Source organism: Pseudomonas sp. PA-7-1E (genome assembly GCF_021605325.1).
In the GTDB taxonomy this organism is placed as follows: Bacteria; Pseudomonadota; Gammaproteobacteria; order Pseudomonadales; family Pseudomonadaceae; genus Aquipseudomonas; species Aquipseudomonas fluorescens_BV.
The window spans coordinates 78636-100694 of record NZ_WKFA01000018.1 but is presented as its reverse complement, the minus strand read 5'-3'; the positions used below and the strand labels follow the sequence as shown (position 1 = coordinate 100694).

Below are 22059 nucleotides of genomic sequence, written 5' to 3'. Positions count from 1 at the left end.
TGCCGCCATTGCACCTGATGAGATTTTAAAAATGTACGATTGGCTCAACGCCCTGCCCAAGGCTGAATTGCACCTGCACCTGGAAGGCTCGCTGGAGCCTGAGTTGCTGTTCGCCCTGGCCGCGCGCAACAAGATTGCGCTGCCATGGAACGACGTCGAAACCCTGCGCAAAGCCTACGCCTTCAACAACCTGCAAGAGTTTCTCGACCTGTATTACAAGGGCGCCGATGTGCTGCGCACGTCCCAGGACTTCTACGACCTGACCTGGGCTTACCTGCTGCGCTGCAAAGCCCAGAACGTGATCCACACCGAACCCTTCTTCGACCCGCAAACCCACACCGACCGTGGCGTGCCGTTCGAAGTGGTGCTCAACGGCATCGCCGCTGCGCTTAAAGACGGCGAGCAGCAACTGGGCATCACCAGCGGTTTGATCCTCAGCTTCCTGCGCCACCTGAGCGAAGACGAAGCGCAGAAAACCCTCGACCAGGCGCTGCCGTTCCGTGACGCGTTCGTGGCCGTCGGCCTGGACAGCTCGGAAATGGGCCACCCACCGAGCAAGTTTCAGCGCGTGTTCGACCGTGCCCGTCACGAAGGCTTCCTGACCGTGGCCCACGCCGGTGAAGAAGGCCCGCCCGAGTACATCTGGGAAGCCATCGACCTGCTGAAAATCCAGCGCATCGACCACGGCGTGCGAGCCATTGAAGATGAACGCCTGATGCAGCGCATCATCGACGAACAGATCCCGCTGACGGTATGCCCGCTGTCCAACACCAAGCTCTGCGTGTTCGACGACATGGCCCAGCACAACATCCTCGACATGCTCGAGCGTGGTGTAAAAGTCACCGTGAACTCGGACGACCCTGCCTACTTCGGCGGTTATGTCACCGAGAACTTCCACGCGCTGCACACCTCCCTGGGCATGACCCAGGACCAGGCCAAACGCCTGGCGCAGAACAGCCTGGATGCGCGGCTCGTGAAACCGTAACTGAATAGACTTGGACTCAACCTGTGGGAGCTGGCTTGCCTGCGATAGCGGTGTATCAGCCAGCCTCTTATTGCCTGACCTACCGCTATCGCGGGCAAGCCCGGCTCCCACATGGCCCCATCAGCTTCAAGCCTGGGTGAGTTCTTCCAGGGTCTTGCCCTTGGTCTCCATCCCGAACAGCCACACCACCAGCGCCGCCACCGCAAAGCACAGCGCGCCCAAGGCAAATACCCCGCCCTGCCCGGTTATCGGGAACACCAACCCGGTCACCAACGGCCCCAGCAACGAACCAACCCGCCCAATCGCCGACGCAAACCCCGAGCCGGTTGCACGTGCCGAGGTGGGATACAACTCCGGCGTGTAGGTGTACAGCACCGCCCACATGCCAAACAGGAAGAACTGCATCAACAACCCCGAGGTGATCAGCAGGCCCACGTTGCCGCCAAACACTGCGCTCTGCCCATACAGAAACGCCATCACCCCGCCGCCCAGCAGGGTCACCACGCACACAGGCTTGCGTCCCCAGCGCTCCACCAACCACGCGGCCATCAAAAAGCCTGGGATTCCGCCCAGGGAAATGATCACCGTGTAATACACCGACTGAGTCACGGCAAAACCCGATTGCTGCAACAACGCACTCAACCACGACGTCAGCCCGTAGAACCCAAGCAGGGCGAAGAACCACACACTCCAGATCATCATCGTGCGTTGGCGGTACTGCGCCGACCACAGCTGCTGGAACGCGGAGAAAAACGTCCCCGGCGTACTCTCTACCCGTGGCAAAGCAACTGGCTCCGGCAAGTCGGCGCCGCCCAGGGAATCGCGCACCTTCTGCTCGATGCCAAGCAAGACCTTGTCCGCCGCCTCATGGCGCCCAGCCTGTTCCAGCCAACGCGGCGACTCCGGGATAAAGAAACGGATGGCCAGCACGAACACCGCCGGTACCGCCAGCACCAGGAAGATGTCGCGCCAGCCAATCACCGGCAACAAGAAGTAAGACAATACGCCCGCAGCCACAAAGCCCAACGGCCAGAAACCATCCATCAAGGCGATATAGCGCCCGCGTCTTTTGGCGGGGATCAGCTCCGACAGCATCGACTGGGCAATGGGAAACTCCATGCCCATGCCAATGCCCAGCAGGATCCGAAACAACGTCAGCGTCTCCACCGTCTGGGCCGTGGAACACAAGTAGCTCGCCAAACCCCAGAGGACGATGCTCCACTGAAACACCGGTTTGCGACCGAATCGATCAGCAAGCATCCCGGACAGCGAAGCGCCCACCACCATGCCGAAAAAACTCGAACTGGCCAGCAACCCGGCCTGGGCCGTGCTCAGGCCAAACTCGGTTTTGATCGAGCCCAACAGGAAGGTCATCATCGCCAGGTCCATGGAGTCAAAGAAAAACGCCAGGGCGATGATGATGAAAATGATTCGGTGGTAACCGCTGATGGGTAACCGTTCCAGGCGTTCCGCCGCGCTATAACCCTGCCTACCCATGCCACACCCCTCGTATGAAAAATCCCTCTTGCGAGTGTGCGGCATCGTTTGCGCCGGCTATTGCTGGATGCGACCTGACGACAGCTGAGAACGACGCCAGCGCCTGTAGGAGCGAGCTCGCTCGCGAAGATCGTCAACGATAACGCGGGGTTTCTGGATAAAACGCGGCGCACTCGAGTTTTTCGCGAGCAAGCTCGCTCCTACAGTTTGGCGATGCGGGCTATGTGCTCAAGTCCCACATCAGTAACAGACAAGGCCCGTGACTCGTTGATCACGCTGATCCAGTTCGCCTGCAGAAACAGTTGCATCAAGCCCGCCCCCAACGCACCGCCCAGGTGGGGTTGTTGCTGGCTCCAGTCGAAACAGTCGCAGGCCAGCGGCGATGCCAATGCCTGGGTAAAAATGCCCAGCTGCGCCAATGCCTGCACGCCATTGGGCGTCACCTCTGTACGCGGCTCATGGCGCTCGATCCACCCGGCCTCAAGCATCCGTTGATACAACTGCGCCGCCAGCTCGCCGCCGAGGTGGCCATGGCACCAGCGGGCACGGCGCAGCAATGGCGGTGCGCGCAGCGCCGTTGGCAAAACATCAGGTGTGCTGCGGGCCGCGCTGGCCATAGTGGTGCTGGCCAGCGCATCAATGGCGGCACTGACATCGGCCGCCGCTACACGAAACAGGCGCTGGCCCCGCCGCGCCTCGATCCGCAACAGGCCGCTGCCGGACAGCCGCGCCAAATGTGCATTGGCTGACGCCGGCGACAGCCCGGCCAGCGTCGCCAGCTCTTCGGAAGTCTTCGCCGAACCGTCCATCAAGGCCCAGAGCATGGCCGTGCGTTTAGGCTCGGCGAGCAAGCTGGCGATCTGACTGATGCAAGGTGCTGCTCCCATGTATTCACTCCCTGTTAAACCATTTTTCTGCTGCGGTTGACGCCCAAGTATAGGTGCGCAGGCAGTAGGTTCCCCGGTGTCTGACGGTGCAAATCAGGACAAGATATGAGTGAAACTTCCGAGCGTGGCGCAGGCTATTGACGAGAAGCCATTCGTCCCGGTCGCTGGGCCGTCAATGTCGCACAACGGGACACGAGCATGTCCCGCAGCAGATTGATGGGTTTACTCAATTGCGCACGGTGGGCGCACAGCAGGTTGAGCGGGGTGCGCTCACCCTGCAGTTCCGGCAGGATCAGACGCAAGCGCCCGGCCAGCACATCGGTGCTCACATCCAGCCAGGACTTGTAGGCGATGCCCATGCCCGCCACCGCCCAGCGGCGCACCACATCGGCGTCATCGCTGAAGCGATCGCCGCTGACCGTCAGGCCCACATGGCGCTTGCCATCGTAAAAACCCCAGTGGTCGTGGACGCGGCTGCCGAGCATGTACAGCAGGCAATTGTGCTGGGCCAATTGCTCCAGATGGCGCGGCTCGCCATGCCGGGCGAGGTAACTGGGGGCGGCGCAGAGTACGCGAATATTGTCCGGAGCAATGGGCAGCGCAATCAGGCTGGAGTCTTCGGGTTCGCCGTAACGCAGGGCAATGTCCACGGGCTGGCGGAACAGGTCGGCGATGCGATCACCGAGCAACAGGCGCACGTTCAGTTGCGGATGCTCCTGCTGGAACGCATCCAGCCACGGCAACAGTTGGTTGCGGCCGAAATCCGAGGGTGCCGACAATTGCAGCACACCACTGACATGATCCTGGCCACTGGCCAATAGGCGCCGCCCTTCATCCAGCGCGCTCAGTGACGCCCGCGCGTACGCAAGGAAGCCCTCGCCTTCGGCTGTCAGGCGCAGGCTGCGGGTGGAGCGCGCCAGCAAGCGCGTACCCAGTTGCTGTTCGATACGCTTGAGCGCGGCACTGGCCACCGCCGGTGACAGGTCCATGACCCGCGCCGCAGCCGACAGGCTACCCAAGTCGGCGGCCCGCACAAACAACTGCAAATCATCAAAACGCAGCATGCATTTCCGCTCATTATCAATATTTGGTTGAAACAGCCTGCTGTTTTAGCCGCTTTTATCGGCGTGGGAAATAGCCAATCATCTGCCCATCCCGTTAGCCCGTGCCCGGAGTCGACTATGTCCACCGCTTTTAATGTCATCGCCACGCTGATCGCCAAACCCGGCCAGCACGCCACCCTGGAAACCCTGCTGCGCGGCCTGCTGGAACCGACCCGCCTGGAAGCCGGTTGCGAGCAGTACGACCTGCACCAGGACCTGCAGCACCCCGAGACCTTCTACATGCTCGAGCGCTGGAGCGACGACGCTGCACTGGCCGACCACGACCAGAGCGCGCATATCCAGAGCTTTCGCGCCAAGGCCGCCGATGTGATCGAACACTTCGAACTCAAGCGCCTGAAATTTCTCGCCTGATCCCGCCTTTTTTTGTAGGAACGAGCGTGCTCGCGAAAACCCCAACGACGAGGCGCGAAACCAGAAACACCGCGTCATCGTTAACGATCTTCGCGAGCAAGCTCGCTCCTACCTTGACCGTATTCACTTGGAGTCATCATGAAAGCCATCGCCTACTACGCCTCACTGCCGATCACCGATCCAGAATCCCTGCAAGACATCGAACTACCAGCCCCCGTGGCCGGCCCCCGTGACCTGTTGGTGGAAGTCAAAGCCATCTCGGTCAACCCGGTGGACACCAAGGTGCGCCAGAACGTCGCCCCGGAAAATGGCGCCGCCAAGGTGCTGGGTTGGGACGTGGCGGGTGTGGTCAAGGCGGTCGGCAGTGACGTGACGTTGTTCAAGGCCGGCGACAAGGTGTACTACGCCGGTTCCCTGGTACGCTCAGGCGGCAACAGCGAATTGCACACAGTTGATGAGCGCATCGTCGGCCATATGCCCCAAAGCCTGGGGTTTGCCGAAGCGGCCGCATTGCCGTTGACCGCTATCACTGCGTGGGAGCTGTTGTTCGAACGTTTGCAGGTGACTGAAGGCAAAGACGATCAAGGCCAGAGCCTGCTGATCGTCGGCGCTGCCGGTGGTGTGGGGTCGATCCTGACTCAGTTGGCCAACCAGCTCACCGCGTTGAAGGTCATCGGCACCGCCTCGCGCCCCGAGACTCACGCATGGGCCAAGGCCTTGGGAGCACACGTGGTGATCGACCACAGCCAGCCGCTGAGCGAAGTGTTGAAACAGGCCGGGCACGGGCAAGTGACCCACGTCGCCAGCCTGACCCAGACCGAGCAACACCTGGACCAACTGGTCGAAGCACTGCAACCCCAAGGCAAGCTGGCGTTGATCGACGATCCCAAGGCCCTGGATGTGAGCAAGCTCAAGCGCAAGAGCCTGTCGCTGCACTGGGAGTTCATGTACACCCGTTCGATGTTCGAAACGCCAGACATGATCGAGCAGCACAACCTGCTCAACCGCGTGGCCGAACTGATCGACGCCGGCACCCTGAAAACCACGGTGGGCGAGCACTTCGGCGTGATCAATGCGGCGAACCTGCGCCGCGCCCACGCCCTACTGGAAAGCGGCAAGGCCAAGGGCAAGATCGTGCTGGAAGGGTTCTGAAAAAACGGCTGTCAGTGTCGTCTGTTATCCACGTAGGTAACGGACGACACCATTAGTCCGAGAGTTGATCCTTGTCATATTTATGCGCCCGTTCAGGTTTATATTGGCCGCCTTTGCCACGATTCTTTTACGTGAGGAAGTCAGCAATGAAAATCCTGATAAAAGCGTTAGCAAAATCCCCCGGCAGCCAATGGCAAGTTCGTCTCGACGGCGAGGCCATCACCTTTCGCAGTGAAGCCGAGGCCCGCGCCTTCGCCGACACGCTGCAGACCCGGATCCAGGCGCCCCATCGCTTCCCCCTCAACCAGCAACGTTCCGCTGGCTAAACCGAACTTCAGACCTGCGCCTGTACGGCCCTTGCCCGTTGCAGGCGCTGGGTCGCCATGGCAATGGTCACCGCCAGCACCCCGCAGAGGCTGATGACCATGGCCATCGGCATCGCCGTGCCGTCGTGCAACACACCGACCAACGACGCCGCCCCTGCAGCCACACTGAACTGAATGCAACCGAGCAACGCCGATGCGCTGCCGGCCCGAGCCCCCTGCCCGCTCATGGCACAGGCCGAGGTATTCGGCAAAATACAGCCCAGACTGGCGATACAGATAAACAGCGGCACCAACAACGGCCATAGCGCTTCAGTGCGCAACGCGGCAATTCCCAACAGCGTCAACGCGGCCGCCACGTACACCCACACGGTACGCGACAACAAAAACGCCGGGCCGCGCTTGGCCAGCAAGCGTGCGTTCAGTTGCGCCACCAGGATAAAGCCCGCGGCGTTGGAGCCAAACAACCAGCCGTAATGCTCGGCCGGTACGCCATAGAGCTTGATAAACACGAAGGGGGAACCGGCGATGTAGGCAAACATCCCGGCAATCGAGATGCCGCCGGTCAAGGCATAGCCCAGGTACACCCGGTCTGACAGTAGCGAGCCGTAGCGGCGCAACGAGCCCGACAACGGCTGGCGCGGCTGATCGGCCGGGAAGGTTTCCGGCAACCCGACCGCCACGGCGATGGCCGCCATCACGCTGAACAACGACAACGCCAGGAAAATCGACTGCCAGCCCCACACGCCGACCATCAGGCCACCGGCCAACGGCGCCAGGATCGGGGCCAGGCCGGTCACCAGCATCAGTTGCGAATACACCTTGGCCGAACCCACGGCATCGCATTTGTCACTGACCACCGCCCGGGAAATCACCATGCCCGCACACCCGCCAAGGGCCTGCACGAAGCGTGCACCGATCAGCCATTCCAGGGACGGCGCATACGCACAAGCGAAAGACGCGAGGGTAAACAGGGTGACGCCGCTGAGCAGCGGCACGCGCCGGCCAAAGCGGTCGGCCAGCGGCCCGTAGATCAATTGGCCAATAGCCAGGCCCGCGAAATACACCGCCAGGGTCAGCTGGATATGTTTTTCGTCAGTGGCGAAGGCCGAGGCCATTGCCGGAAAGCCCGGCAGGTAAAAGTCGATCGCCAACGGCGCGAAGGCGCTCAAGGCGCCCAGAATCAGGATTATGCGAAGGTTCATCAGACACCCAAGTGAGTCGGCAGCTCGACAGTCTAGCCGCGCTTGGGTGCCATGAACATTACGTTAGGTGGCTAACGATCAGAAAAATCACGCCAGCTTGACGCTGTAGCCTTCCTCGGCAATCAGGTCGATCACTTGGTCAGAGGACAGACTGCTTGCCACCCGCACTTCCTTAGCCTTCAAGTCGACTTCCACACTTGCCGCCGAATCCTGGCTCTGTACCGCCTGGGTCACCGCTTTAACGCAATGGCCGCAGGTCATTCCTTCAACGCTGAATATTTGCATGACATGACTCCTTTGATGAGGTTGAGCCCAGTGTCGAGCTTGCCATGATGGCAAGGTCAAGTTCTCAGTATTTCTGCCGGGCTGGTATTCGGCGGCGGCGTCGTCCAAGCTTCAACCTCCCTAGCTGTGAACCATGGAGCATTCGCCATGCGCTGGTCGTTTTTTGCCCTTGCCGGCCTGATGAGCTTGCCTGCCGCTGCGCCCCAGGCCCTGGCAGCTGAAGATTATGCGGTGCTGATTATTTCCCGCGAACGCCTGGAAGTGCCGACCCACTGCGAGATCGGCCTGTATATCCAGGACCAACTGGCCGGGCGTCTGTTCCAGGAGCAGGCCACCTCCTTCAACCTTCCCCCCGGCGATGTGTCGCTGCGCCTGAAAGTGTTGCCGAGTCAGGCCCCCGGCTGTCTGCCAGGCATGCTCGCGCCTCCCGCGCAGAACATCACCTTGAAAGCCGGCGATGTACGCAAATTACGCATTGCACTGGGCCCGGACGGCATGTACCTCAAAGCGGCGAAACTGGAATACTGAGTAACCCCACGATCGTTCCCACGCTCTGCGTGAGAACGCCTCATCGGACGCGCTGCGTCCCGGGTACAAGGCACTACTTCAACGCCAGGGTGACGCGGAGCGTCACGGGCTGTATTCCCACGCAGAGCGTGGGAATGATCGGCGCAGAGCGGGGGAACGATCGGGCTTGACCTTCCCCACAGGTTAAGGTTGATCCTAGTGGCAACTTCTTCTGGAGGACTGCCCCATGAATGGATCCACCACCTTTGACCTGCCCATCGGCGGCATGACCTGTGCCAGCTGTGCCGGGCGGGTCGAACGCGCGCTGGGCAAAGTGCCTGGCGTGCAACGTGTCAGCGTCAACCTGGCCAATGAGCGCGCGCACATCGAAGTACAGGGCCAGATGGACCCCAGCGTGTTGATCGCCGCCGTCGACAAAGCCGGCTACACCGCCAGCCTGCCCCAAAGCGAAACCGCTACCGACGCCGATCAGGCCCGGCGCCTGCGCCGCGAGCGCTGGTCGCTGGTGGCGGGCATTTTGCTGGCGCTGCCCTTGGTGCTGCCGATGCTGGTAGAGCCCTTCGGCCTGCACTGGATGCTCCCCGCCTGGATACAGTTTGCCCTGGCCACGCCGGTGCAATTCATCCTGGGTGCGCGCTTCTATGTCGCCGCGTGGAAAGCCGTGCGCGCGGGTGCCGGCAATATGGACCTGCTGGTGGCGATCGGTACCAGTGCCGGCTACGGCTTGAGTATCTATGAATGGCTCACCGCCGCCCCAGGCGTGACGCCGCACCTGTACTTCGAAGCCTCGGCGGTGGTGATCGCCCTGGTGCTGCTGGGCAAATACCTGGAAAGCCGCGCCAAGCGCCAGACCGCCAGCGCCATCCGCGCCCTTGAAGCCTTGCGTCCGGAACGTGCGATTCGCGTGCAGGACGGCCGTGAAGAAGACGTCGCCATCAGTGCGTTGAAGCACGGCGACCTGGTGCTGGTCAAACCCGGCGAACGCTTCCCGGTGGACGGTGAGGTGGTGGAAGGCCAGAGCCATGCCGATGAAGCCCTGATCAGCGGCGAAAGCCTGCCGGTGCCCAAACAACCCGGCGACGCGGTCACCGGTGGCGCCATCAACGGTGAAGGCCGCCTGCTGGTGCGCACCCTGGCCCTGGGCGCGGAAAGCGTGCTGGCGCGCATCATCCGCCTGGTCGAAGACGCCCAGGCCGCCAAGGCACCGATTCAGAAACTGGTGGATAAAGTCAGCCAGGTGTTCGTGCCGGCCGTGCTGGTATTGGCGCTGATTACCGTAGTGGGCTGGTGGCTGTATGGCGCATCCCTGGAAACCGCCATCATCAATGCGGTGGCCGTATTGGTGATCGCCTGCCCTTGTGCCCTGGGCCTGGCCACACCGACCGCGATCATGGCCGGCACTGGCGTCGCCGCACGCCACGGCATCCTGATCAAGGACGCCGAAGCCCTGGAGCGCGCCCATGCCGTGAGCGCCGTAGTGTTCGACAAGACCGGCACCCTCACCTCCGGCGCGCCCAACATTGCGCATTTGGCGGCCGTGGATGGCGATGAAGCCCTGTTATTGCAACAGGCCGGCGCCCTGCAGCGCGGCAGTGAGCACCCACTGGCCAAGGCCGTGCTGGATGCTTGTCGCGACAGAGGCTTGGACGTGGCCGATGTGAGCGCCAGCCAATCCCTGACCGGGCGCGGCATTGCCGGTACGCTCGACGGTCGGCCATTGGCGCTGGGTAATCGCCGCTTGCTGGAAGAGACCGGCCTGGACGCAGGCGATTTAGGACCGCGAGCCAAGGAATGGGAAGCCGAAGGCCGCACCTTGTCCTGGCTGATCGAACAAGGCGCGCAACCCCGTGTGCTGGGGCTGTTTGCCTTTGGCGACACGCTCAAGCCCGGCGCGTTGCAAGCCGTGCAACAACTCAAGGCGCAGCACATCAGCAGCCACCTGATCACCGGCGATAACCACGGCAGTGCACGGGTGGTGGCCGAGGCCTTGGGCATCGACGATGTGCATGCCGAAGTACTGCCCGCCTATAAAGCCGCTGCCGTGGCCGAGCTGAAAAAAACCGGCGTGGTGGCCATGGTCGGCGACGGTATCAACGATGCACCAGCCCTGGCCGCTGCCGATATCGGCATCGCCATGGGCGGCGGCACCGACGTGGCCATGCACGCCGCCGGTATCACCTTGATGCGTGGCGACCCGCGCCTGGTGCCGGCCGCCCTGGAGATCAGCCGCAAAACCTACGCGAAAATTCGACAGAATCTGTTCTGGGCCTTTGTGTATAACTTGATCGGCATTCCCCTGGCCGCCTTCGGCCTGCTCAACCCGGTACTGGCTGGCGCCGCCATGGCCTTGTCCAGCGTCAGCGTGGTGAGTAACGCCCTGTTGTTGAAAACCTGGAAACCCAAGGAATTGGAGGATCAACGCCCATGAACATCGGCCAAGCCGCCCGCACCAGCGGGCTAAGCGCGAAGATGATTCGCTACTACGAATCCATTGGCCTGCTGAAAACCGCCCACCGCACCGACAGCGGCTACCGGGTGTACGGCCACGACGACCTGCACACCCTGACGTTCATCAAGCGCTCGCGAGACCTGGGGTTTTCACTGGAAGAAGTCGGCAAGTTGCTGACCCTGTGGGAGGACCGCCAGCGGGCCAGCGCCGACGTAAAAGCCCTGGCGCGCCAGCACATCGACGAGCTGAACCACAAGATTCGCGAGCTGGGGCAACTGCGCGATACCTTGCAGGACCTGATGGAGCACTGCCAGGGCGATCACCGGCCCGATTGCCCGATCCTCAAGGAGTTGGCAGCGGGCAACTGCTGCGCCTGACAGACAGCACGCAATGATCGTTCCCACGCTCCGCGTGGGAATGCCGCTTTCGACGCTCCGCGTCACGCTTTAGGACGCAGAGCGTCCAGGGATGCATTCCCACGCAGAGCGTGGGAACGATCAGCGTCGCTGTAAGTTACTGCATCCAAGGCGGCGGCGGTGGCTCGTCCGGCACTTTGCTTGGTGGCGCATCATCCGCCGCGCGAATCGCCTGGCGACGCTCTTCATCCAGCCGCGCCGCTTCGATTTCGCGGATCACACCGCCCACATCCGCCAGTTCTTCCGGTTCGTCGAACTCACCGGTCAATACACTGGCCGGGTGCAAGGTGCCGGCTTCATACAGCGCCCACATTTCCTTGGCGTACTTGGTTTTCTTCAACTCCGGGGCAAAACGCCCGAAGTAGGAAGCCATGTTGCCAACGTCGCGCTCCAGCATGCTGAACGCATGGTTGTTACCCGCCGCATCCACCGCCTGGGGCAGGTCGATGATCACCGGGCCCGTAGGCGTGAGCAGTACGTTGAACTCGGAAAGGTCACCGTGCACCAGGCCGGTGCACAGCATCAGCACGATCTGGGAGATCAGGAAGGCGTGGTATTCGCGCGCCTGGTCCGGCTCCAGCACTACGTCATTCAGACGCGGCGCCGCATCGCCGTATTCGTCGGCCACCAGTTCCATCAACAGCACGCCTTCGAGAAAGTCGAACGGCTGGGGCACACGAACGCCCGCACCGGCCAGGCGAAACAGCGCCGCCACTTCCGCGTTCTGCCAGGCATCTTCGGTTTCTTTCTTGCCGAACTTGGAGCCCTTGGCCATGGCTCGTGCCTGGCGGCTGTTACGGACCTTACGGCCTTCCTGGTATTCGGATGCCTGACGAAAACTTCGTTTATTCGCCTCCTTGTAAACCTTGGCGCAACGCAATTCATTGCCGCAGCGCACCACATAAACAGCTGCTTCTTTACCACTCATCAGAGGGCGCAGCACTTCGTCGACCAGACCGTCTTCGATCAGGGGTTCAATGCGTTTAGGAGTCTTCATCAGCTTTTATTGTGGGTCCTGTATTACCAAACACGCGTGTGGAACTCGTTATACGGCAATCGGCTCGCCGGGGGGAGAGGCTACTGACCTCTGACCCCTTGAGAATGCATTCAATGGGCCAATTTTGTCGGCAATCAGCGTTCGATAATCGCCGTCACGCCTTGGCCACCGGCGGCACAAATGGAAATCAGCCCACGGCCCTTGCCCGCCGCATCCAACAATTTAGCCAAGTTGGCGACGATCCGCCCACCGGTGGCGGCAAACGGATGGCCCGCCGCCAGGGAACTGCCCTTGACGTTGAGCCGGCTGGGGTCGATCGACCCCAGCGGTGCGTCCAGGCCCAGGCGGGTCTTGCAATAGTCGGCGTCTTCCCAGGCCTTGAGCGTGCACAGCACTTGGGCGGCGAAGGCCTCGTGGATCTCGTAGTAATCAAAGTCCTGCAAGGTCAGGCCGTTGCGCGCCAGCAAGCGTGGCACCGCATACACCGGCGCCATCAACAGGCCCTCGGCGCCGTGGACGAAATCCACCGCCGCTGCTTCGCCATCGCGCAGGTAAGCCAGGATCGGCAGGCCGCGCTCCTTGGCCCACGCCTCGCTGCCCAGCAGCACCAGAGAGGCACCATCGGTCAGCGGCGTGGAGTTACCGGCGGTGAGCGTGCCCTTTTCGCTGCGCTCGAAGGCCGGCTTGAGGCTGGCGAGTTTTTCCAGGGTCAGGTCGGGGCGCAGGTTGTTGTCGCGGGTGAGGCCGAGAAAGGGCGTGAGCAAATCGTTGTGCCAGCCTTCGGCGTAGGCCGCCGCCATCTTCTGGTGGCTCTCCAGCGCAAGCTGGTCCTGCTCGGCACGAGGGATCTGCCAAGTCTGGGCCATCAGTTCGCAGTGCTGGCCCATGGACAGACCGGTACGCGGTTCGCCGTTGCGCGGCAGTTCCGGCTTGAGGTGATGAGGACGAAGTTGTAACAGGAGTTTTAATTTATCTGCCAGGGATTTGCTGCGGTTGGCTTGCAGCAGGATCTTGCGCAGCCCTTCATTCACACCAATCGGTGCATCCGAGGTGGTGTCCACCCCGCCGGCAATGCCGCATTCGATCTGGCCCAGGGCAATTTTATTGGCCACCAGCAGCGCCGCCTCAAGCCCCGTGCCGCAAGCTTGCTGAATGTCGTACGCAGGGGTTTGCGGTGACAGGCGCGAACCGAGCACGCATTCACGCGTCAGGTTGAAATCACGGGAATGCTTGAGCACCGCGCCGGCGGCCACTTCGCCCATGCGCAGGCCGTGCAGGTTGTAGCGCTCGATCAGGCCCTCCAGCGCGGCAGTCAGCATCGCCTGGTTGCTCGCCGTGGCGTAGGGGCCATTGGATCGGGCGAAAGGAATGCGATTACCGCCAATGATCGCTACACGGCGCAATTGAGTCATGGAAAGCTCCCTTGTGGTGGTGGGTGGAATCATCAAGCCTAGCCTAGGCTCAATCGAACGACTGCCACCCCAGGGTGGTCAACCTTTGAACCCCAGCCTTCGGAGAGCGTTCCATGTCTGACCGTTATATCGACTTCGCCAACTCAAGCCTCGGCCATCGCCTGGTCGCCGCCATTGGCCTGCCGTCACCGGTACGCCTGGAACGCTGGCAAGCCGGGCGCCTGCGCCCGGTCGAAGGTGCGCTGCTGCTGGGCGGTGGCGCATTGGCTACCCAGGTGCTGGCATTTGCCAACCGACTCACCGACGCCGTCTACAGCTACGGCGCCGAAGCCTCGACAGCACCCGCGTGGATTCCAGGACACGGCCCCAAGCTCAAGGCGGTGGTGTTCGATGCCAGCGGTTTGCAGCACACCGACCAGCTCAAGCAGCTGCGCGAATTCTTCCAACCACTGCTTAAAAACCTCGACCACAGTGCCCACTTGGTGATCCTTGGCCGGGCGCCGGAAAGCCTCAGCGATCCGTTCGCCGCCAGCGCCCAGCGCGCCCTGGAAGGGTTCAGCCGCTCTTTGGCCAAGGAGTTGCGCAGCGGTGGCGTGCTGCAGTTGCTGTACGTGGGCGACGGTGCCGAAGGCCAGTTGGAGGGCGCGCTGCGGTTTTTTCTCTCGCCCAAAAGCGCTTATATATCGGGCCAGGTGATTCGCCTGTCAGCTTGCGACACACCGGTGCAAGACTGGACGCGCCCCTTGGCCGGGCGCAAGGCGTTGGTTACCGGCGCCGCTCGAGGCATCGGTGCCTCCATCGCCGAAACCCTGGCCCGCGACGGCGCCGAGGTCATTCTGCTCGATGTGCCCCAGGCCAAGGCCGACCTTGAAGCCCTGGCCGCACGCCTGAATGCACGCACGGTGGCCCTGGATATCTGCGCCGAAGATGCCGCACGCCAACTGATCGAGCACCTGCCAGACGGGCTCGACATCCTGGTGCACAACGCCGGCATCACCCGCGACAAAACCCTGGCCAACATGACCCCGGAATACTGGGACGCAGTGCTGGCGGTCAACCTCAAGGCTGCGCAAGTGCTGACCAAGGCCCTGCTCGACAGCGGCACCCTGCAGGACAATGCACGGGTGGTGTTGCTGGCTTCCATCAGTGGCATCGCCGGCAATCGTGGGCAAACCAACTATGCCGCAAGCAAGGCCGGGTTGATCGGCCTGGCTCAAGCCTGGGCGCCGCTGTTGAAGGAGCGTGGGATCAGCATCAACGCCGTCGCGCCAGGGTTTATCGAAACCCAGATGACCGCGCATATTCCCTTCGCCCTGCGCGAGGCCGGGCGCCGCATGAGTTCCCTGGGCCAAGGTGGCTTGCCCCAGGACGTGGCCGAAGCCGTCGCCTGGCTGAGCCAGCCGGGTTCCGGTGCGGTCAGCGGCCAAGCGCTGCGGGTGTGTGGGCAAAGTCTTCTGGGAGCGTAAGCATGCAATGGCAAACGTTGGACAGCACCCCGCCCCTACTGCCGCTGTATTGGCGTGCGGCGCTCAAGCGCAAGATCACCGGCAGCTCACTGCCCGAATGTGGGTTGCGCTGCCGGATGAGTATCAACCCCAGCGCCGTTGCCGCGTACCGCAAGGTGTGCGGTTTTGCTGACAGCCCGATGCTGCCGGCGACTTATCCGCATATCCTCGCGTTCGGCCTGCAACTGCAACTGCTGACGGACAAGAGCTTTCCGTTTCCGTTGCTGGGGTTGATCCACCTGCGCAATCGCATCCGTATTCATCGCCCGTTGGGTGGCGTGGGTGACGTGAGTGTCGGTGTCTACGCACGTAATCTCAGCCCCCATCCCAAGGGGGCCACCTTTGACATCGTGACGGTTGTCGAGGATGCCCTTGGGCTCTTGTGGGAGGGCGAAAGCCAAATGCTATGTCGGGGCGTAAAGGTTGAAGGCGAAGCTGCGGACAGCGGATCGCAGACTCCAGGAACGCTTACCGAACTGACGCGCTGGAAAGCCCCCCCTGATATTGGCCGACGCTACGCCCGAGTGTCTGGCGACTACAACCCCATCCACCTCAGTACCCCGACCGCGAAGTTGTTCGGTTTTCCCCAGGCCATCGCCCACGGGTTATGGAACAAGGCGCGCACTCTCGCGGCGCTGGCAGAACACTTACCGGCCGCCAATATTGAAATCGACGTCGCGTTCATGAAGCCGGTGCGCCTGCCCAGTGAAGTGATATTGATGAGCAGCGCGGCCGGTTCCAGCGGGACGTTGGAACTCAAAGGCGCTGGGGATATACAACATATGTTGGGGCAGTGGCAGCCGACTGCCTGAAAACCCTGATTAATTGTATATATACACCCTAAGTTATAGCGGACCTTACGAGGTCCGTCTTTATTTACAACACTTTGATTTTACTAATATAAAAATCCTGAAACACCCTTCCATTACACCTTTGGTATTAGTCATTAAGCCGACGATGGCCGGATGTATATAAATCGTTAATACCAAGTTGAGCGTTGCGTGAAAGAGTGCCCTCGCCTGAGATAGCCACACGGACAAACCTATCGTTATCCGAAGAAGTAACGAAGGTTTGAAACAACCAAGGTTGTACCAGGTGCAAGGAACTCAATCATGAAAACTCAAGTCGTGTTTTGGAAAGCAAGTACCGCGCTGGCCCTGATTCTGGCAATGAGCCTGGGCGGCTGCAGCAGCGGTGGTGGCGGGCATAAATCCAGCGTGGCGGCGTCATCGCCGGATGCAGGTGCAGGTGCCGGAGGCGGTACTGGTGGCGGTGATGGCGGTACAGGCGGTGGTACCGGTGGTGGCACAGGCGGCGGTGACGGCGGCGGCACCGGCGGCGGCACCGGCGGCGGTACTGGCGGCGGCACTGGCGGCGGAACAGGTGGCGGAACAGGTTCGACAACCACCCCACTGGTCACCGGCCAGATTGCCGGCACCCTTGGCACCACTGTGGGCAATGTCGGTACAGCGGTCGGTAACCTGGGTTCGACGTTGAATGGCGTACCCATCGTCGGCGCAACCGCTGGCGGCCTGGTCACCTCGGCAGGCACCGCCGTTAACAGCATCGGCACTGGCGTAACCGCCGGCTTGGGCTCACTGGGCACCAACACCAACTCCTTGGGCACCACGGTGGCAGGCGTAGGTAACGGCGTGGCCGACCTGGGCGGCGGCCTCTCGACCACCGGCCAAACACTCTCAACCACTCTCGGCGGAATACCTGTGGTCGGCGGCGCGACAGGCGGAGTGGGCACTGCGGTAGGTGGCGTCGTGGATAAAGTCGGCACCACCGTCACCATGCTTGGCGATACCCTCAGTACGGCCAGCACCACCGGCCCGCTGGGTTCGTTGACCAACACCTTGGGCAGCAAAGTCGTGGTGCCTGTGGTGTCGCTGGTGGAAAACACCACCGGCAACCTGGGTAACGCAACCGGCCTGGGCACTCCACTCAATGGCGTACTGGATAAGGTCGGCTCGACCGTCACCAGCTTGGGTACTCAAGTCGCCAGCACGGGCGGCACGGGCAACCCGGTCACCGGCGTTGTCGGCACCGTACTCACTGGCGTCGGTGGCACACTGGATAAATCAGGTGGTTATGTCGCCCCAACCGGTGGCACCTCGGCTCCCGGCATTCCGGAACTGGTGGGTGGCCTGGTGGCTAACGTGGGTACCGGCCTAAACGTGGGCAATACCAACGGCACAGTCAGTGCAACGGGTGTGACCGGTGGTGCAGTCGGCGGCACCGTTGCGTCGCTGGGCACTGCGCTGGGTGGCACAGGTGTAGCAAACACCGCAGCTACCGCACCGGTCGCCACCGTAGCGGCCAATGTCGGCGCAGCGCTCAACCCTGTGACCAGCGGCGTCACCAACCTGACCCAAACCATCGGCACCACTACCGGTGTGGGTGCTCCGGTCAATGGTCTGGTGACTCAAGTCGGCGGCGCTGTGAGCAGCGTGGGCACTAACTTGACGGCAGCCAATGCCAACCCGATCACCAACGCGGTAGGCACCACCGTCACAGCGGTCGGCGGCACCGTCGCCTCGGTGGGTGGCCTGGTAACCGGCGGCGCGACTGGCGGCACCAGCGGTGGTTTGCTCGGCGGCCTGAATATCGGCACCACCGCCACAGCAACCGGCACTGCCACCACCACGGGCGGCACTACGGCCACAGGCGGTCTGGGCGGTTTGTTGAATGGCCTGACCGGCAAATAGAAATGCACCTGGCCGATTAGACGGCCTCCCCTACAGCGCCTACGCTTGGTTGAGACGAGAGACCTTTAATAAGTCTCTCGTCTTTTTTATGGGCAGCGACACCTGTGAACAGTCGCCGCCCTCCCGAACCGCGTCCCAGAACCCGGCGGGCCCGAAGCGCTGCTGCAGTTGACCATGGAGTGTCCTATGCGCGTGTTGACCCCGTTGTTATTGCTCACCCTCAGTGCTTACGCCCAGGCCGAGACCCTTCCCAGCTTTCTCAACAGCAACGACACTGTCCGCACCCTGCCGGTACCCAACCTGCCCGCGGACGCCTACCGACCACCCACGTCGAAAACCCAAGTACCCGAGGCGCCGCCGACTGCAGGCCAGCCGCTGTTGATGGACACCAAGGTCACTATTCGAAAGTTGCAGATCGAAGGCGGAACGGTCTACCCGCTCGCCGAGACGGCGCAGGTGTATGCGCCGTTGATTGGACGTGAAACCAACCTTGCGCAACTGATTGAAGCGACCCGTGGCATCACCCGCCGTTATCAGGAGGATGGCTACCTGCTGTCCTACGCCTTCCTGCCGCAACAGAACTTCGAAAATGGCCTGGTCCGCGTGGTACTGGTGGAAGGCTACATCAAGGACTATCAACAAACCGGCGACATTGGTTCGGTGTCGGCCTACGTCGATAAACTCGCGCAAAAGCTCCTGGCCGAACGCCCACTGACTCGCAAGACCTTCGAGCGCTATACCACGCTGATGAGCCGCATCCCCGGCCTCAGCGTACAAGCGCAAGTACCGCCGCCAGGCACCACCGATGGCGCCACGCACATGCAGATCCAGGCCAGCCGCAAACCTTTCACCACCAGCATGAGCCTGGTGCAGAAAAGCCGTGGCGGCACGCAAGCGTTGCTGAGCGCCACCAGCAATTCCCAGACGTCCATGGGCGAGCAGCTCAGCGTCAGCGGCCTGTTCCCACCCGGCGAGGACAAAGAGCATTACTACCGCGTGGACTACAACCAATTCATCAATGCCGAAGGCACCCAACTGGCGCTCGCCGCCGAGCGCTATCGCGCCGACCCCAGCAGCAGCGTGCAACTGGACGGCGGTTTCGAACTCAAGCCGCACCAGTCCATCGACCGCTACTCCATCGGCCTGAGCCACCCGTTCATTGCCTCCCCGACCGAGTCCTTCACCCTGGGCACACGCCTGTACGCGGTCGACCAGACCACGCGCTATAAACTGGTGGGTTACCCGTTGCGTTTCGACATCGAATCCAACCTGCGCGCCCTGGCCTTCGAAGGAGATTGGCGCAAAGCCGACGCGCGACGCCTACGCATCATCAGCGGTGGCCTGTACCAGGGCATCGATGGCCTGGGCGCCAAGGCCCGCAGTGACCTGGACGTGGCTAAACCCGACCTCGACTTCTTCCGCCTGCGCCTCTCCGGCGTGCAAAGCGACAAGTTCTTCGACAACTGGCAAGGCGTACTTTCCGGCGCGCTGTACTGGAGCAACAACACCCTGCCCGACAGCGAACGCGCCACCTTCGGGGGGCAAAATTTCGGCCGCGGCTACCCGGACGACCAAGGCTCGGGCGACAAGGGCTGGGGGGTGGCGTACGAGGTCAACTACAGCTTCAACCGCGCCGGCAACTGGGTGAAAATCCTGCAACCCTACGTAGTGGTCGATCGCGCCAAATCCTGGTTCAACGACCTGCCGGTCAAGGCCAACGACATGTCGTCGGCGGCGGTAGGTTTACGCTTTGGCGACAACAAGTACTACAACATCGCGCTGGAAGCGGCCAAGCCAATGTCGGATATCGCCCTGGACAGCTTCAATCGCAGGCCTCGGTATACGCTGAGCTTCAGTTATCAACTGTGACGAGGGCACCTGTAATCAATGTGGGAGCTGGCTTGCCTGCGATGGCGCTCTTCGGGTCGACCATTTAATTGGGTTGGAATGAGTACATATCTCGGTCTGCCATACCGCCTTCGCGAGCAAGCCCGCTCCCACAGTTGGGTTTCGGAGTGTCAGGCAGTTAGTCGTTGACTGTTCGGCCATCATCGCAGGCAAGCCAGCTCCCACAGGGGTCTGTGTTGCTCACAGAATCAGTGCATGGCACAGATCCCTGCGGCCTGACAGCCGAACCCCCTCTACCTGCGCCCCCGCAATCAAACTGTGGGAGCGGGCTTGCTCGCGAAGGCGGTGTGTCAGTCAATGAATCTTTAACTGAACCACCGCTATCGCAGGCAAGCCAGCTCCCACATTTAATAAGCGGTGCAGGTCCGTTACCGACCAGGTGTAGAGAGGGGAAACAGGCTGTTGAGGGTATCGAGCAAGCGCACCAGGTAGATCGGCTTGCGAAACAAGTCCAGCACCTGCAAGCGCAGCATATCGCTGACATCGTCCATTTCTGCATGGCCAGACATCACGATCACAGGCAAATGCAAGCGTGAGGTATGTTCGCGCAGGCGCTTGATCAAGGAGATACCACTTTCCTCGGGCATGCGCAGATCGGTGATGACCAGGGCGATATCAGGGTGAAGTGTCAATTCTTGCAAGGCGAAGGTGACGGAGGTCGCGGTGAAACAGACAAATCCCTCGTTTTCGAGGGATTCGGCCAACTCCACCAGCGCATCCTCCTCGTCGTCCACCAATAGGATTTGTTGGCGGGATGACGAAGGGTGGGTCATGGGCGGTACCTGATAAAAAGAATCACCGGAACGAAAGAATACCGCAATGACGGCTAAGTCGCCGCTGGCAGCGCATCGGACACTTGGTCGAAGATGCCTTTTATCTTATCGCCAAGCCCAGTACCAATACCGACGATCACCAACGCAACTATCGCGACGATAATCACATATTCAATAGCCGACGCCCCATCTCTGCGGCGCAGGAATAACTGAGCGTGAACATAAAATTTCAAGAACAGGTCAAGGATCATGTTGAGATCTCCTTCATGCGCCACAAAGCGCCGATACAGCTGGCCCGCACAATGATTGCCGTGTGCCACTAGAGCATTGTCAACAAATTTAACACTCACAACTGTAAGAATGAATTAATCATAAAGTATTAGTGGCTCCATGCGCCCTGCAAGTCCGTTGTTTAAAGGCCCGATTCTAAAAACATCGATAAATTTTTCGTTCGGTAATGGCATTTCGTCCTAGCTGAGCTACCTTCAAATAGCCAAATCGTTAGTTGTTCATCACAGCCCAGTTGCGAATTTAACTCGTTTGGATTAACGGGAATAAAAGTAGTGCAACAGGATAGGGAGCGCCGTCATGAACAGTCGCATCAGCATGGTCCTGGCTGGCTTGCTGCTTATCGGAGCCCTGGTGGCAGGGTATTGGGGCCTGGTGCTCAGCCGTCCACCGGCACCTGCCGTAGCACCCTCGCCACAACCTGTCATTTCCGTGGAAAAAACCGTTGCAGTCGTGGAAGACCAGACCCGCCAGCCCGTCGTGGTACTGGTGCACGCGGTTGCGCCTTTTGTGCCCCTCACCGCTGCCGATGTAGCCGTGGAAAAACTGCGCACCGTGCCGGCAGGCAGCCTGACCAGCGTTGACCAGGCCATCGGTCGTACGCCTTTGCGGGCCCTGGGTGCCGGCACCTGGCTCAATGATGAAAGCTTCACCGCCGGCGGCCCCCTGGCCCGCATGATTCGTGCGGATGAACGCGCGCTCGCCGTCGCCGTCGACGAGGTCATCGGTGCCGGTGGCCAGTTGAGCCCCGGCGACTACGTGGATGTCTTGTTGTTCTTGCGCCAGGACAATGCCAATGCCGAGCAATCGGCGCAGGTGGTCATCCCGGCGATTCGCCTGCTCAGCGTCGGCGACCAACTGGGTTTGGCCAACGACGGCAGCCCGGCAGTACCGCCACCCGCCACCGCCGAAGAACGCGCCCAGGCGGCTCAACGTCGCACCGCCGCGCGCAGTGTGGTGCTGGCGGTGCCCGAACAATTGCTGAGTCGGTTGATGCTCGCTTCCCAAGCCGGCACGCTGCGCCTGGCCGTGCGCAGTGCCGACGAACAATTGCTCAGCCGCTACTGGGCCGGTGAAAGCGACACCCCGGACAAGGTGCAAAGCGCCAACCGCGACCTCTACCAATTCACCCAATTGGCCCTCAGCGGCCCGCCGAAAAAAATCACCCCTGCGGTGGCCGTCACCGGCCAGCGTCGGGGTATCGAAGTGATTCGCGGCGCGGCGGCAGCACAACCTACCCCCTGATTGAACAAGGATGCCTTG

General features: G+C 61.6%; 21 protein-coding genes. 12 read left to right on the top strand and 9 right to left on the bottom strand.

Annotation, left to right across the window (positions count from 1 at the left end):
* Nucleotides 1-31 precede the first annotated feature (31 nt).
* The gene (locus tag GIW79_RS14485; protein WP_057977729.1) at nt 32-985 is read left to right on the top strand and encodes an adenosine deaminase; all 954 of its coding nucleotides are present in this window, start codon (nt 32-34) and stop codon (nt 983-985) included.
* Nucleotides 986-1111: 126 nt separating this feature from the next.
* Here GIW79_RS14485 and GIW79_RS14480 read toward each other — a convergent pair whose 3' ends face one another.
* From GIW79_RS14480 to GIW79_RS14470, 3 genes are all read right to left on the bottom strand, one after another.
* The gene (locus GIW79_RS14480; protein ID WP_054896421.1) at nt 1112-2482 is read right to left on the bottom strand and encodes an MFS transporter; all 1371 of its coding nucleotides are present in this window, start codon (nt 2480-2482) and stop codon (nt 1112-1114) included.
* Between the two features lie 200 nt (nt 2483-2682).
* Nucleotides 2683-3369, bottom strand: coding sequence for an ArsR/SmtB family transcription factor (locus tag GIW79_RS14475; RefSeq protein WP_054896420.1), 687 nt, complete (start codon nt 3367-3369; stop codon nt 2683-2685).
* A gap of 134 nt (nt 3370-3503) precedes the next feature.
* Nucleotides 3504-4433, bottom strand: a complete 930-nt coding sequence (locus tag GIW79_RS14470; RefSeq protein ID WP_034125904.1) for a LysR family transcriptional regulator — start codon at nt 4431-4433, stop codon at nt 3504-3506.
* A 117-nt stretch (nt 4434-4550) separates the two neighbouring features.
* Between GIW79_RS14470 and GIW79_RS14465 the strand changes: the two genes are divergently transcribed.
* The 3 genes from GIW79_RS14465 to GIW79_RS14455 all read left to right on the top strand — a co-directional run bounded on the left by GIW79_RS14465 (nt 4551) and on the right by GIW79_RS14455 (nt 6322).
* Nucleotides 4551-4844 (top strand): putative quinol monooxygenase, encoded by a 294-nt coding sequence (locus GIW79_RS14465; RefSeq protein WP_003188253.1) that lies wholly within the window; start codon nt 4551-4553, stop codon nt 4842-4844.
* Between the two features lie 138 nt (nt 4845-4982).
* Complete coding sequence (locus GIW79_RS14460; protein WP_236456000.1) at nt 4983-5996, top strand: zinc-binding alcohol dehydrogenase family protein; 1014 nt, start codon at nt 4983-4985, stop codon at nt 5994-5996.
* Between the two features lie 146 nt (nt 5997-6142).
* Nucleotides 6143-6322: a hypothetical protein gene (locus GIW79_RS14455; RefSeq protein ID WP_236456002.1), complete on the top strand. Its 180-nt coding sequence runs from the start codon at nt 6143-6145 to the stop codon at nt 6320-6322.
* 8 nt (nt 6323-6330) lie between these two features.
* On the opposite strand, the gene GIW79_RS14450 is transcribed toward GIW79_RS14455, so the two are convergent.
* Entirely contained in the window at nt 6331-7524 is a 1194-nt protein-coding gene (locus GIW79_RS14450; RefSeq protein WP_236456004.1) for a multidrug effflux MFS transporter, read from the bottom strand.
* An 87-nt stretch (nt 7525-7611) separates the two neighbouring features.
* Nucleotides 7612-7809 (bottom strand): heavy-metal-associated domain-containing protein, encoded by a 198-nt coding sequence (locus GIW79_RS14445; RefSeq protein WP_072445975.1) that lies wholly within the window; start codon nt 7807-7809, stop codon nt 7612-7614.
* Between the two features lie 147 nt (nt 7810-7956).
* Here GIW79_RS14445 and GIW79_RS14440 point away from each other — a divergent pair, with 147 nt between their 5' ends.
* The 3 genes from GIW79_RS14440 (at nt 7957) to cueR (ending at nt 11163) form a co-directional block, all read left to right on the top strand.
* Entirely contained in the window at nt 7957-8337 is a 381-nt protein-coding gene (locus tag GIW79_RS14440) for a hypothetical protein (protein WP_034125899.1), read from the top strand.
* A 226-nt stretch (nt 8338-8563) separates the two neighbouring features.
* Nucleotides 8564-10765: a heavy metal translocating P-type ATPase gene (locus tag GIW79_RS14435; RefSeq protein WP_057977737.1), complete on the top strand. Its 2202-nt coding sequence runs from the start codon at nt 8564-8566 to the stop codon at nt 10763-10765.
* Nucleotides 10762-11163, top strand: coding sequence for a Cu(I)-responsive transcriptional regulator (gene cueR / locus GIW79_RS14430; protein WP_003188242.1), 402 nt, complete (start codon nt 10762-10764; stop codon nt 11161-11163). Before GIW79_RS14435 ends, cueR begins: the two co-directional genes overlap by 4 nt.
* Nucleotides 11164-11299: 136 nt before the next feature.
* Here cueR and GIW79_RS14425 read toward each other — a convergent pair whose 3' ends face one another.
* Nucleotides 11300-12199 carry a PA4780 family RIO1-like protein kinase gene (locus GIW79_RS14425; protein ID WP_014716761.1) on the bottom strand — a complete coding sequence of 300 codons (900 nt, stop codon included), beginning with the start codon at nt 12197-12199 and terminating at the stop codon, nt 11300-11302.
* Between the two features lie 134 nt (nt 12200-12333).
* Nucleotides 12334-13611: an acetyl-CoA C-acetyltransferase gene (locus tag GIW79_RS14420; protein ID WP_236456006.1), complete on the bottom strand. Its 1278-nt coding sequence runs from the start codon at nt 13609-13611 to the stop codon at nt 12334-12336.
* Between the two features lie 113 nt (nt 13612-13724).
* Here GIW79_RS14420 and GIW79_RS14415 point away from each other — a divergent pair, with 113 nt between their 5' ends.
* From GIW79_RS14415 to GIW79_RS14400, 4 genes are all read left to right on the top strand, one after another.
* Nucleotides 13725-15077 (top strand): 3-oxoacyl-ACP reductase, encoded by a 1353-nt coding sequence (locus GIW79_RS14415; protein WP_054896414.1) that lies wholly within the window; start codon nt 13725-13727, stop codon nt 15075-15077.
* A gap of 2 nt (nt 15078-15079) precedes the next feature.
* Nucleotides 15080-15928 carry a MaoC family dehydratase gene (locus GIW79_RS14410; protein ID WP_054896413.1) on the top strand — a complete coding sequence of 283 codons (849 nt, stop codon included), beginning with the start codon at nt 15080-15082 and terminating at the stop codon, nt 15926-15928.
* Between the two features lie 300 nt (nt 15929-16228).
* On the top strand, nt 16229-17827 hold the full coding sequence (locus GIW79_RS14405; RefSeq protein WP_236477381.1) for a collagen-like triple helix repeat-containing protein: 1599 nt from the start codon (nt 16229-16231) through the stop codon (nt 17825-17827).
* Between the two features lie 186 nt (nt 17828-18013).
* Entirely contained in the window at nt 18014-19696 is a 1683-nt protein-coding gene (locus tag GIW79_RS14400) for a ShlB/FhaC/HecB family hemolysin secretion/activation protein (protein ID WP_034125892.1), read from the top strand.
* 407 nt (nt 19697-20103) lie between these two features.
* On the opposite strand, the gene GIW79_RS14395 is transcribed toward GIW79_RS14400, so the two are convergent.
* Together GIW79_RS14395 and GIW79_RS14390 are read right to left on the bottom strand one after the other, a co-directional pair.
* Nucleotides 20104-20508: a response regulator gene (locus tag GIW79_RS14395; protein ID WP_236453589.1), complete on the bottom strand. Its 405-nt coding sequence runs from the start codon at nt 20506-20508 to the stop codon at nt 20104-20106.
* A gap of 53 nt (nt 20509-20561) precedes the next feature.
* On the bottom strand, nt 20562-20759 hold the full coding sequence (locus GIW79_RS14390) for a Flp family type IVb pilin (protein ID WP_236453592.1): 198 nt from the start codon (nt 20757-20759) through the stop codon (nt 20562-20564).
* 337 nt (nt 20760-21096) lie between these two features.
* On the opposite strand from GIW79_RS14390, the gene cpaB reads away from it, so the two are divergent.
* Nucleotides 21097-22041: a Flp pilus assembly protein CpaB gene (gene cpaB / locus GIW79_RS14385; RefSeq protein WP_054896412.1), complete on the top strand. Its 945-nt coding sequence runs from the start codon at nt 21097-21099 to the stop codon at nt 22039-22041.
* Nucleotides 22042-22059 lie beyond the last annotated feature (18 nt).